Source organism: Chryseobacterium hilariae, from assembly GCF_051400735.1.
Lineage (GTDB): Bacteria > Bacteroidota > Bacteroidia > Flavobacteriales > Weeksellaceae > Chryseobacterium.
In genome coordinates this window covers 33271-46691 of record NZ_JBLFFJ010000003.1, presented here as the reverse complement: position 1 = coordinate 46691, position 13421 = coordinate 33271, and the positions used below count along the sequence as shown (strand labels likewise).

General features: G+C 38.4%; 11 protein-coding genes. 9 read left to right on the top strand and 2 right to left on the bottom strand.

The window, feature by feature from the left end:
* Positions 1 to 208: 208 nt before the first annotated feature.
* From ACMGDK_RS09710 to ACMGDK_RS09680, 7 genes are all read left to right on the top strand, one after another.
* The gene (locus tag ACMGDK_RS09710; RefSeq protein WP_436807764.1) at positions 209 to 469 is read left to right on the top strand and encodes a molybdenum ABC transporter permease; all 261 of its coding nucleotides are present in this window, start codon (positions 209 to 211) and stop codon (positions 467 to 469) included.
* A 349-nt stretch (positions 470 to 818) separates the two neighbouring features.
* Positions 819 to 2897: a type VI secretion system Vgr family protein gene (locus ACMGDK_RS09705; protein ID WP_436807763.1), complete on the top strand. Its 2079-nt coding sequence runs from the start codon at positions 819 to 821 to the stop codon at positions 2895 to 2897.
* A gap of 11 nt (positions 2898 to 2908) precedes the next feature.
* The gene (locus ACMGDK_RS09700; protein WP_436807762.1) at positions 2909 to 3814 is read left to right on the top strand and encodes a hypothetical protein; all 906 of its coding nucleotides are present in this window, start codon (positions 2909 to 2911) and stop codon (positions 3812 to 3814) included.
* Between the two features lie 270 nt (positions 3815 to 4084).
* Entirely contained in the window at positions 4085 to 5596 is a 1512-nt protein-coding gene (locus ACMGDK_RS09695; protein WP_436807761.1) for a hypothetical protein, read from the top strand.
* 17 nt (positions 5597 to 5613) lie between these two features.
* Positions 5614 to 6303, top strand: a complete 690-nt coding sequence (locus ACMGDK_RS09690; RefSeq protein ID WP_436807760.1) for a HEAT repeat domain-containing protein — start codon at positions 5614 to 5616, stop codon at positions 6301 to 6303.
* Positions 6300 to 6626, top strand: coding sequence for a hypothetical protein (locus ACMGDK_RS09685; RefSeq protein ID WP_436807759.1), 327 nt, complete (start codon positions 6300 to 6302; stop codon positions 6624 to 6626). Before ACMGDK_RS09690 ends, ACMGDK_RS09685 begins: the two co-directional genes overlap by 4 nt.
* An 81-nt stretch (positions 6627 to 6707) precedes the next feature.
* Positions 6708 to 7016, top strand: a complete 309-nt coding sequence (locus tag ACMGDK_RS09680; RefSeq protein ID WP_436807758.1) for a hypothetical protein — start codon at positions 6708 to 6710, stop codon at positions 7014 to 7016.
* A gap of 354 nt (positions 7017 to 7370) precedes the next feature.
* Here ACMGDK_RS09680 and ACMGDK_RS09675 read toward each other — a convergent pair whose 3' ends face one another.
* Both ACMGDK_RS09675 and dinB read right to left on the bottom strand, forming a co-directional pair.
* Positions 7371 to 10307 (bottom strand): DNA polymerase III subunit alpha, encoded by a 2937-nt coding sequence (locus tag ACMGDK_RS09675; protein ID WP_436807757.1) that lies wholly within the window; start codon positions 10305 to 10307, stop codon positions 7371 to 7373.
* The gene (dinB, locus tag ACMGDK_RS09670) at positions 10288 to 11472 is read right to left on the bottom strand and encodes a DNA polymerase IV (RefSeq protein ID WP_436807756.1); all 1185 of its coding nucleotides are present in this window, start codon (positions 11470 to 11472) and stop codon (positions 10288 to 10290) included. The genes ACMGDK_RS09675 and dinB overlap by 20 nt, the downstream gene beginning before the upstream one ends.
* Positions 11473 to 11551: 79 nt before the next feature.
* On the opposite strand from dinB, the gene ACMGDK_RS09665 reads away from it, so the two are divergent.
* Positions 11552 to 12325, top strand: a complete 774-nt coding sequence (locus tag ACMGDK_RS09665; protein WP_436807755.1) for an XRE family transcriptional regulator — start codon at positions 11552 to 11554, stop codon at positions 12323 to 12325.
* Positions 12326 to 12438: 113 nt separating this feature from the next.
* The gene (locus ACMGDK_RS09660; protein WP_436807754.1) at positions 12439 to 13134 is read left to right on the top strand and encodes a PoNe immunity protein domain-containing protein; all 696 of its coding nucleotides are present in this window, start codon (positions 12439 to 12441) and stop codon (positions 13132 to 13134) included.
* Positions 13135 to 13421: the final 287 nt, after the last annotated feature.

Genomic DNA, 13421 nt, shown 5'->3' with positions numbered 1-13421 from the left:
GATATTCCAGATCAGAAAAAGATCCAGAAACAGGAGCGGAAAAAGGAGGACTCCGATTTTAGGAAATATCAGGCGTGTAAGATCATGCGGTTAAAGAAGTATATAATGGGCTGTTTCATGGAACAGCCCACATTTCTTTCCATTCATGGTAAAATTTTTTTTGTATTTTTATAGAACCAAATCACTGAATATGACACCATTAATAGTTATGGGCGTTACTGCCTTAATTCTTGGATTAGCATTAAGATATTGGATCAATAGACGAAAATTTTACCGTCGGGGCCCTGCCGGAGCGGAAGGATTTTCGAGTTATGAACGATCAGTGGTTACTACGTTCATCGAAAGATTGGGCAAATGGTTCGCTTATGCGCTGATCATTTTGGGAATTGGCTTCCTGTGGACTGCCAAAAACTATAAAAAAGACCAGGATCGTCGTCAAAAAACCATCGAAAGCAATCGTACCAAATAGGGAGTATTTTAGGTTTAAAAAAAGCACAAATTTGCTTGTATCTCCCCAGTCGTAGAATTACTACAATTTGTCAAAAAACCATTTGAAAATTTTGTCAAGAATTTTTATAGTTATATATTGGCTTACTAAGTCAATGAATATTAACCAAATAAAGCCACAGATAAATCAAACAACCTCATTTCTAATCACCTATTTTTGATATATTTTAGACTATTTTCTCTTAAATAGAACTATTGATATTTAATGTAATTGTTTCAGAACCCATCTGTTCAATTATAGTATTCTATAAAAAAATCCTACCGAAAGGATTATATTTTTTATCAAACACACAACCGAAAAAATTATTGCTATGTTTCAAGAACAAAACGATCTTCCCACACCAGGAAGAGATTCAAATAAATCAGATTTTGTAAATAAACTACAAGGAAGGGTTACTTTTCCAGATGCTCAAAACGTTAAAGGGAATCAATTTTTTAATAAACCTTTGTTGCCCAATAAGCCTTCCATCGTACAGGAAAAAATTTGGGCACAGCAACCTACTTCAAAGATTTTTAATTCTCAGGCAATTCTGGAAAATGCCATAGCTGGAATAAACCGTGTGGTTCGTTTGGATATTCACGTTGAAGGAAAGCCGATTAAGTATTTCAAACATTTTAAATTAGTTCAGAGTGCCACTAAACATCATGAATTTGAGCTCATACTTGCTCATGATACGCTGGGAAGTGCAGAAAACCATAACCTTGAGGAAGCTCAGAATCTTTTGGGCAAAAGGATTACGGTAGTTTTCAAATATAAAGATGTTGAAGAAGGGCCAGAACGAAATTTTGTCGGAGTCATTACAGAAGTTGGCTTCAGTCAAGATCAGGGAAGTTTAGGTAACCTTGTACTGTCTGGTTCAAGTCCAACAATATTATTGGATGCGGCACCCCATATCCAAAGTTTCGGTGGTGCACAACCCATAAGTTTAAACAGTATTGCTCAACACGTGATAACAGAGGGACTCGGGCAAGGAAAATTCGATTTCAGGATAGACGCTCGTCATGGAAATGTTTCTTATAGTTCACAGTATGAAGAAACCCATTATAATTATCTGGCAAGAATTGCCGAAGCTTATGGTGAACAGTTCTTCTTTGATGGTGAGATACTTCATTTTGGGCAGCTTCCACCTCAGGAGAAACCTGTAAAGCTTACCTATGGTAGCAACCTGACCAACATCAAAATCAGCATGAAAGCACAGCATGTTAATCCTTCATTTTATGGATATAACAGTAGTAAAAACGAAAAATTTAAAGGAGCAAGCTCAAAAATTAACCATACCTCGGACATTGCCAAAAGAGCTTATGAAATTTCCGAAAAGACTTTTCAAACACCGTCTTTAAGGGTGGCTCCAATCAAAGCCTCATCTTTTATGGACATTGAAGCTTCTCAGAAAGGAACAGCAGGAAGCAAAGCTTCTGAGGTCTTTGTTACATCTGGTAACACGACAGTTCCATTCTTATATCCAGGTTGTATAGCAGATATTGAAATGCGAAAGGCTGATAGTAATGAAACATCTTATTTTACCAAATTGATGTTGATTGAAGTTACTCATGAAGTTGATGCACGGGGATATTATGATGGATCATTCCAGGCAATTGCAGCAGATACCGGGTATATTCCTAGACCGGAATTTACGGTTCCAGTTGCAGAGCCGCAGTTTGGAAAAGTAGTATCCAATACCGATCCTGACAATCAAGGCCGTGTACAAGTTCAGCTTGATTGGCAGAACGGTAACGATACCACAGAATTTATCCGAGTAATGTCACCAGACGCTGGAAGCAGCGAAAAAGTGGGTAAAAATAGAGGTTTTATGTCCATTCCAGAAGTTGGAGACCAGGTGATTGTCAATTTTGTCCATCTACATCCCGACAGGCCATTTGTTATGGGAGGAATGTATCACGGAGCAATTGGAGCTGGCGGTGGTGAAGGAAATAATGTAATGTCATTTAGTGGACGTAGTGGAGCTGAACTGAAATATGATAATGGAGCTGGCTCTATCAATCTTAAAGATCAGGGTGGTGCCAATCTGAATTTTGACGGTGCAGGAAATGCTACCACTAATGCGAATACCAACCATACAGTAAATGCTGGAAGTACCAACATTATCAATGTTGGAGGTAAGGAAGGTGGTGGGGCCAATTCTATGTTGAAAATGGATAATGCAGGAAATATAACATTAGAATGTGATACCAATATTACTATAAAAACAGGTGCCAGTTCTATGATTTTAATGGCAAATGGTAAGATCATTTTAAGTGGTAAAATCATTGGAATTGGAGCTGACGGAATTGGAATAGCGGCAAAAGAGGGGATTGATCTCAATTCTCCATCAAATCATATAGGAGGAGGTCAAACAAAAATAGACGGTGGTGACGCTTTCATTAATTAAAATTATTAGCAATGAAAAGTAAAATACTTACGATCCGTCGTCCATTTTCAGAACAATACACAATGTATATTGATACGGACCTCTATGGTGTCAATGTCAAAATGGAAAGTAAGACAAAACTTCGTTGGGATTTTACCGTAATCTCGATCAGCGGAGAAGAAATTGAAGTAAAGCTGCTTTTGCTTGACCATATTTTACTGCACACCGATAACCCGATTGTAAAAGAGACCGCAACAATGACGCAGGTATTTTCGCGGATGTACAATGAACTTCACCTGATTATTGATCAGAGTGGAACAATCAGGAAGATACTTAATCTTCATGTTGTCCGTGATAAGTGGAAGGATGTAAAAAAAGAGATGCTGACTATTGCAGAGCGAACTCCAGATATTAAAAATGCGATTCAACTACATGATAGTATTTTCAATGATGAATCACGGCTGATCCAGGGAATTCAATATGGCGAATTCTTTATGATCTATTTCAATAAATTTTTCAATAAGAACCTCCCGAAAGCTGAAGTTCTGACAGGAACAAACTGGTTTAAGACTGCAAACGTAACCTGGAGATATACTTATGAGATTACTAGGGACTATAGTAACTCAGATAAGAATATCATTTTAGAGGTGAAGGGTTTTCCTTCAGGAGTTCTTGGAGCTGGATTTTATCAGCGGGCATATCTGCAGTTTAGTCAAATGAAAGACATCGGAAAGCTGACCACTGAGCTTAACGAGTCTGCTAAGTATGAAATAGAGGAAGAGACGGGCCGACTGATCCAGGCCAGGATATATAGAAATGAGATTGCTGACGGGGATCTATATATGAAATTGACTTATACGCTCATGTGTGAGGAGATCTTGAAAGACAAATTACAGAAAGAACAGGAACTGGACGCCCATCAGATTGAGCTGCTATAGAATAACACGTTATGACCGACATTTTAGCAATAAAACCCCAAGGTAAAAAGATCTGGAAGACTTTCAGTTTTGGAAAATTCCAACTGTCCTTAAATTTTAATACCAAATTGCAAGTTGAGGAAAAATGTAAGGGAAGTACGTTTGCCATTGAGCTGTCCCATCAGAATGGAGAAATTATTACTTTATTCTCCTATCTGTTTGAGCTTAGAAGGTTTAGAAACCGAGTTAGACTACTTTATTATAAAAGAAAACGCATTTTAAGAAAGGAGGATGGGAAAGATCATAACTGAGAAAGACTTTTGGATGTGTTCTTCCGGAGCAATGCCTGCACCATTACAGGGCACAAGAAGAAGTAATACTAAAGAGGGCGGCGGTGAGACCTATATTACAGTAGCAGATACGGCAACCCTGAGTACCATAGATTTCGGATGCACTAAATCCATGCTCATGACCGCCATACTGACCGCCATTATAGTAGTGGTTGCGGCAGTTGTTATTTCTGCCTTTATCGTTGCAACCGGTGGTGCAGGACTTGGGCTTCTGGCATTGGTTGCCATTGGCGCGGGAGGCGGGATTGTTGGCGGGATAATAGGAATGGTCGAAGGAAATATGAAGTGTGGTCAAAAGAATGCTCAGGTCAGACATTGGTCGGACAGCAAAGGGGATCTTTTACTAACCAATACCCCTGCAATTACGAGTGATTGTGTAATGACCTGTGATGTTGGCGGAATTGTAAAGTACGCGCCTAATATCAAGACCTGGAACGATGCTTACATGCAAGCTGGTCTCTCATATTTTACAACTTTTTTAGAATGCGCTTTAGGTGGTGCAGGGATTGGACTTTTAGGGGGGCTTGGTGCGAGTGCCTTTACAAGCGTAAGCGGAGTAGCAACGCTTTCACAGTCTGTCGCATTTACTTGGCCCACCTGGTCAAGTATCGCTATAAATCTAGGTATTATGGGTGCTGTTAAAGGCACATCTGGATACAATCAATACCAAAGAGGTGAAGCATGGGGTCTGGGTGAAGAACAGAAATGGGATATGGCGATACCTGAAAAGGAAGCTATTAAGAGAATTCAGGAAAATGGATATCAATCTATCACATTAAATGATGTTCTTCTGTTTGGTTCAGATCTCATTGGCCCATTTATTAATATTAAAACAGCCCCTTCAGTTGCAGCTGCAGAAGCGAGAGCCGCTGCGCAAGGTAAATCCAGTACCGATCCGTCCACTACAAAAGCTGGTACGGAAGAAGGAACGGTAAATAAACAGGAACCGGTAGCCGAAAGTCCGGTGGGCAGCAGCGAAACCGCTACCGAAAATTCGGCTAATCTTAAAGGGGAGGCATTTGAATCAAACCCGACAGCCGATCCGCCGGGCACATTTAGAGATAGTAACGGAAAATTAAGAAATCCAGATGGAACATACGCTAAAGATCCGAATGCCACTGGAGGTAAAACCCGTACAGGGGATGAGTACAATAGAAGCATGTCTGAGCGTAGGAAAACGCTATTGAGGGATGCGGATGATCCAAATGCTGATCTAACTCCTGAAGCCCGTCAGTTTATTAAGGATAATAACGGAAATAAAGTTCCTGAGGGTTATGAAGTTTCTCATGAAGAGCCCTTATATACAAGGAGTACGAATGAAGGTAAATCAGAAATAGATGTGGCGGATAATATGAAAACGCAGCCTAAAGATACACATAGGGCTAGGCATAAAATTTGTGGTGATCAATATCACGAATTCGGACCTGCCAACAAGCCTAAGTTTCTTAAATAAATTAGTAATTTAACAAAATGAATGATAATATAGATTTGAGCTATCAAAAAGCCGTTGAAACCGATAGTTTCAAAGTACATAACGACTTTCTGAACCAGCTCCTGTTGGATACCTCTAATGAAGGTATGGAAAAGCATTATCAGCTGTTCCAGGATACCCCGAATAAAGATCTAAAAAGAATTTTAGGAAAAGGTTTCTTGAAAAGAGGGGAATCGGGTTTGAACTTTTTAAGCGGTAAACTTAAAGATGAAAACGATTCGACAAAAAAATCAAATGTAATTCATCTCCTGGGACTTTCTGGCGTAAAGAAATATCTCAGTGATATAACACCCTTTCTGGATAGTAAAAGTTATGATCTGAGGTATAAGGCTATTGTCGCAATTGGATGGCTGGGAGATACAGATATGATTGCAGTTTTACAAAGTTATTTTTCGAAGGAAAAAGAACTGGATCTGAGATGCTTCCTGATTACAGCAATGCGTCAGATATATTTTAGGATTCCGGCTGCAAAAGACATGATATTACCTTTCCTTTATGAAAAGTTAAAGTCAGAATCAAATGAACAGCTGGCTGCTGTAATCATTGTTGTGATTCAGGATCTGACAAAGATAAAATATGGCTTAAAAGAAGATCCAAACTCAGGAGAGATTTCAGGAAACATAGTTGGCTCGAAAGATAAAATTATTAAAAAACTTAATTTATTATGATTAGGACATTCTATTATGATTCGGCCTCAGATGAAGGAATTGAATCTAGTGAAGCCCGTGAAATGACCTTAGAAAATGCATTGGAGACTTTCTATAGTCTATCGGAAGAAAAAGGAAGTTTTATCGGCTTTAAAACCGATGATAAAGTAATTCAATTTGACTGGAACGATGATAATTTGTGGATGGCGGACATTCCTGATCCGCAGAGACGGGGTTCCTTTCAGAAAGAGTGCGATTATGAACAATGTGTTGAAATAATTAAATCTGCTATTGAAAAACCGAATTGGCAGATCCCGGATGACTTTGGTTTTGTAAGCTGGTAGTGGACATTACTAATTGAATTGATCTAAATCCTATGGTTGATATGAATTATAAAATTGCTCCCCCCTTAAATAAGATAAAGTATGCTACCCATTGAGCTATATAAACAAGAGGTTAAAGAACTGACTGAACTGTTCAGAACGCAATGGGATGATGTTCGTTCTGTTGCTGAACAGAATGATCTTTCACCTACGACTACGTTTCTTTTAAGCTTTATAGAGGATGAAGATGAAAATGAAACATGTTTGTTCTTTAATCCAGAAAAAGGTCTTTATTTGGCTGAAAAAATTGAAAGTAATATCTCGTTTAAAAAAGTAGATATTAGTGATGTAGAGAAAGATTTTCCACAGGTTGAGGTACTGAATGATCTTGAAAATTTTGATTCATGGTAATGCTTCTATCAACGGCAGTCAATTATTTTTTTAGCGGTACATCAAAACTCATTGATAATATTTATCAGATCGCTATATAACCAAATATAAATGCTGAATGGTTATCAAAAGATGAAGCATTTCTGGAAGTCAGGGAGCTCAATTATGCTGAAGGTCCATACAAGGACGAGGAGGAAGACTTTGAAACCTCCAATCTACTTAGCGAATCTTTTAACTAGATTCCGATAAATCAAAACTATCGCCTGGATATTCTGGAAATATCCGGGCTTTTTTTTTAAATCATTCTTTTAATTAGAGATTTCGAGATTTGTATGATATTCATTACGATTATAATCACTAAGGGAAACATTGCCCCTATTCACTTCGCGGATCTGGTTTTAGCGGCATTTTACCACAACGGATCACTTCGATACTCGGGCAACCATATTCAAGGATGACCTTGCCTTCAATCAGATAAAGACCAGCCCCACGTAATGGGAACTTAGCCAATGATTGCGGAAAGTGTACAGTATCAAAAAATCTCCCGTCACGATCCAAAAACGTCCCAAACTTCATCAGGTCACCCCGTTTGGTTTTCACGAACTTCTCACATACAAAATCACCTACAATCTGTACTATTTTTCCCTCATTCTTTATTAATGAATCAGCACTTACATTGCCCAGATAAGAACTTTTAGCGAGATCAAATAATTTACCTGACACACAGAAACCGATCAGTTCCATTTCATCATAGTAATCTTCCAGAACATTCTCGTCCAGCTTGGGTAGAACTGGTTTTTTGGAACACACTTCAAAAAGGGAACCGACTATTTTATCAGTTTTCTGATTATTTAACATAAGATGCGCTTCCCAAAGAAGTTCTTTTTTGCTGGAACCTAAAAACCTGAATGCACCTGCCCTGATCAGGATAATAATCTGTTCCAATCCTGCACCTGTCCTTATCGAAAAATTTTCAAGACTTTTATACTCCCCATTCGTCAGCCTTTCAGACACGATCTGCTGGGCAAGTTTTCCTTCCAAATTCAGCAGGGCATCAAAGCCAAGATAAATATCTTTGCCATAAATGGCTGTATTGAATTTTGACCTGTTGACACAGGGCAGACAAATATTTGCTCCTGCTGTCCGGGCCTCATTAACATAGACCTTGCGGTTATAAAACCCCCCATAGTTATTGAGTACCGCAACCATAAATTCCAGTGGATAATAGGTCTTAAGGAAAAGACTCTGATAACTTTCTACCGCAAAAGATGCTGAATGCGCTTTGTTGAATGAATATCCTGCAAAGCTCTCCATCTGCCTCCATATCTCCCGGCTTATTTTTTCGTCATACCCCTTAGCTTTACAATTTGAAAAATATTTACCCTCGATTTCGATAAGATGATCCTTGCTTCTGTATTTCCCTGACATCATCCTTCTGAGTACATCGGCATCTGCCATATCCAGCCCACCATAAGCATTGGCTATCTTCATGACATCTTCCTGGTAGACCATGACACCGTAAGTTTCTTCAAGCTGTTCTTTGAATACGGGATGCGGGTAGATGACAGTTGAGGGATCATGATGCCGTTTTATATATTCTCCCATCATTCCTGAAGAAGCTACACCGGGTCTAATAATAGAGGAAGCCGCCACCAGAGTGAGATAATCATCACATTTAAGCTTTGTGATGAGCTGACGCATGGCGGGGCTTTCAATATAAAAACAGCCAATTGTATCACCTGATTTCAATTGTTCGGCAATCTTTTGATCCTTAAAAAATCGCTTTGGATTTCCAGTGTCGATCACTTCGCCAAGATTTTCCCTGACAATTTCCCGGCAGTCTTTAATATGTCCGATTCCACGTTGTGAAAGAATATCGAACTTTTCAAATCCGATATCTTCGGCGACATACATATCAAATTGCATTGTCGGTAATCCTTTGGGCGGATTATCTAATGCAGAATAGCAGGTCAATGGCTGTTCAGAAATAAGGACTCCACTGGAGTGTATCGTCCGTTGATTTGGAAAGTCGGCCATTTTATTATAAACACTCAATATGGTATTGGTCACTTCATTCTTATTGAGCATATTTTCGGGATCATGGACCAAGCGATCTATTTCAGCCTTTGGCAGCCCATAAACCTTGCCAAGTTCGCGCAATATACTTCTTGAACGAAATGTACTCATTGCTCCCATCAAAGCAGTATGACCGCTTTGGTAGCGATTAAAAATATAATCGTACATCTCGTCGCGCTCATTCCAGCTAAAATCGACATCAAAATCAGGTGGACTTTTTCGTTTAGGATTTAAGAACCGCTCAAAAGGTAAATTCAATGAAATAGGATCAACATCGGTGATACCCAAACAATAAGCTACTGCTGAATTAGCGCCAGATCCCCTGCCCACGTAATGAAAATCTCGGTTACGAGCATAACGGCAAATGTCATCTGTTATCAGAAAATAACTTGAAAATCGTAAGTTTTCTATAATTTCCAGTTCCCGCTCTATACGCTCAATCGCTACACGATCACCTTTGGAATAACGCCTACCGAAACCGTCCATTGTGTATTTATGAAGAAGCTGCTTATCATTATAGCGGTTTCCCGTAAAAGTAGCTTTATTTTTTACCGAAGAGAAGTCAAAATTAAAGGAGCATTGGCTCAGAAGTTTATTGGTATTCATGAGCAGCTGTGGCATATCTGCGAACAAGCGCATCAATTTAGCCTTTGAAACAAAGAACTCATTTTCCTCAGCGATCATCTGGGACTCTAGCTGAGAGAACAATAAATTATTGTCAATAGCTCGGAGCTGTTTATGAAGTGTAAAATCCGATTTTCTAAAGCTTACCGGAGCAAGGATCACGCAGTGTTCCAAAGATTTTCTATCCAAAAGCATAACACGGTTTCTTTCAGCAGGTTTTATTCCAATGTATTCATGTTCCCGTAATGAAAATTCATTCATTCTGGAAAATGGATAGATTACAAACACCTCTTTAAATTCAGGAGCACGGTCAGGAACCGATCGTCCTTCGAAATTCAGCTTAGTCCGAAAATCATTGATTTCCTTAAAGCCGCGCTCATTTATTGCAATAGTAATAAACCGAAGCAAAGAAGCCTCACGGAATTCCATTCCCGCAAGCAGATTCAACCCGGCCTCGATTCCTTTCTTGATGAAATCAATCGATCCCGAACTATTATTGATATCGGTAAGCACAGCAGTATCATATCCTCCGGCGGACATACCAGCGATTAGATCTTCGAGACTTAACGTTCCATAACGAAGACTATAATAACTATGCAGATTTAATAACATGTTTCCCTCCTTTTCCCACAATATCAGGTGCGCATAATCCTTTCATTACATATTCAGCCCCAAAACGCATACGGATCTTATCCATAGCCTGCATCAAATTGATCTCCTCCACACTGTCATTAAATAGATCAGTCTGGTATTCTCCGTATACAAGTGAAGAAAACTTAATCCCGATCAGTCTGATCAGCATTCTGCGGCTATATAATTTTTTGAACAGCATCCATACGGTTTCCAGTAACTTTCTGTCCGAGTTTGTATACCCGACTTTAAGCTGCTGGGTATGGGTATCAAAATTAGAATACCGAATTTTCACCGTTACACAGCCTGTTAATTTCTTATCCTTTCTAAGATCAAAAGCAAGGGTGTCGGTCATTTCTGTCAAAATTCTCTTCAACATTTCCATGTCAATAGTATCCTGCTGAAAGGTAGTTTCCTTGCTCATTGATTTCTGTTCACGATATGGGAGAACCAAACTATCATCAAGTCCATTGGCTTTTTTCCAGATCATCACTCCATTTTCTCCCAATACCTTTTGCATGGTGAATACCTCCATTTCCTGCAGTGTCATAATTCGGGATATGCCCATATTGCGCAGTAGCGTATAGGATTTTTCACCAACCATCGGAATTTTACGAATGGATAGCGGTGCAAGAAAAGGCTTTTCTGTCCCTGAACTCACTTGAATTTCACCACAAGGTTTAGCTTGTCCAGTAGCAATTTTGGATACGGTCTTATTAACCGAAAGTCCAAAACTGATCGGCAGTCCTGTCTCATGAATAATACGCTGGCGAAGTTCCTGAGTCCATTTCCAACAACCAAAGAACTTATCCATACCTGTTATATCCAGATAATGTTCATCGATACTGGCCTTTTCAACAATAGGCGTACATTCTTCAATAAGCTCCGTCACAGTATTAGAGTACTTGCTATATAGATCATGATCTCCACGAACTACTACCGCCTCTGGACACATACGGAGCGCCAGCTTCATCGGCATTGCACTATGGACGCCGTACTTCCTTGCCTCATAGGAACAGGAAGCCACAACACCGCGATCGGAGCTTCCGCCGATCAAGACTGGTTTACCCATCAAGTCTCTGTTTATCAGTCTTTCAACTGACACAAAGAATGTATCTAAATCGCAATGTACAATCGTCCTTTCCATCTTAATGCTAATTTATTTAGCAAAAATGGGAAGAAATTTCCCAAGTTGCTTTATATTTGTTGGGAAAAATATTCCCAAAATGACATTACAAACTTTTTTGGCTGACAATATCAGGTATTTGCGGATGCAAAAAACAAGGCTATCACAGGAAAAAATAGCTGATGCAGTGGGTATTACACGGGATCGTTATTCAAAATATGAAAACGGAAAAGTTGCGCTTCCTCTGGAAGTGCTGGTGGCTCTTTCCAGATTTTATCACGTCAGTACAGATCTGCTCCTGACGGTTGACCTCAGGAAATATAAATTGGAAGAACTACTAAAACTATCTGATAATAGAATTCTGTTACCAATCAAAACAGATAGCAGAGGCGAAAATCAAATTGAAATTATACCCTACAAAGCTTCAATGGGCTATCTCGCAGGCTATTCTGATCCGGAGTATATTGAGAACTTAAAAACCATGTCTCTGCCGTTCCTCCAAAATGGAAAATACAGGGCATTTCCTGTTGAGGGGGATTCTATGCCGCCATACAAAGACGGAAGCTATATTATTGGCAGATATATTGAAGCTCTCAATGATCTAAAAATTGGGAAAACATATATTTTTATAACACGCGAAGGAATAACTTATAAAAGGCTGGAAGATCAGTCTGAAACTAAAGTTAGAGTTGCGGCTGACAATAAATTCTATACTTCATATGAAATTCCAAAAGAAAATCTTTTGGAAATATGGGAGTACAGATGTAGCGTTGCTACAGAAGAATTTGATGTAATCGATACGGAATCCAAGAGGGAAAATATTCTGAGACTGTTTGCAGATTTAAAAAACGAGATTCTCAATTTAAAAATGTAATTCAATTCTCTAACTTTATACCAAAGAAACTGGAAAATTGTTATAAATGCGTTAATGCAAATGAATATAATCAGAAGAAATGCAGGAAAATGACCATTAAAAACTAAATGTGTATGAGAACTAGATTTAAGAACCCTGAGTATTTTGAAAACTATATCACATTAAATATTGAAGATATTGAATTTTATGAAGATGGATTAAAATCAGGAGCTACTAAAGAGGATCGAATCCCCGCTGTAAGACGACAGATTTTTACAACAAGTATTCATACCATCATTGCAAAATATTCTGCCGGAGCTCCTATTCAGGAAATGCAAAATGACTTTTTGAAAGTTATTGAAAATTTAAAAACCGGGTGGCAGAGTAATACTCCTACTATTCTGTTTGACGATTATATATTAATGCTTTGGATGCTTTCGTTAGGTGTTTTATTGGACATTTCGGAAGATGATTACAAAAAGATAACAACGGTTCTGGATAATAGCAATCACAAAGATTATATTTATGATATAATTATTTCGTCCAAAATAGCCGACAGAAATATAGATTCAAATATGTATTATCCAGATATATTTGGCTTTTTAAAAGATCTTTATAAGGAAAAAAATATTGCCGCATTAAGAGATTATTTGAATAATAGCTGGTACAAAAAAATGAAATCTACCTATTGGTACGATAATGATAAAAACAAAAACGATGTTTTCTTTGGATACTGGAGTTTTGAAAGCGGAGCTTTTGTGAAAATCTTAGGATTGGCTGATTCGTCTTTAAAAGAACAGCAATATTACCCTTTCGATCTGGTCCATTGATCGATAAAGGAATATTAATAGATCTGGGGAGAAAATTGAAGGTTCAGACGAAACTGTAAACAAAGCGGTTAAAATGGAAATATTTTAGAGCTGAAGCACTCAACTATTCTTAAAAAAATAAAAATATAGTAGGATTAAAAGTAGGACGAATCTTTTAATCAAGCGACGTTCTTTTGCTTCTTTTCTTTGGTCGTACATACGAAAAGAAAAGAAGTTATGCCGCCTTAATATGGGGGCATATTTTAAAGCGTTCATATCGCTTTACGCAAAAAGACGTTTCCAGATAA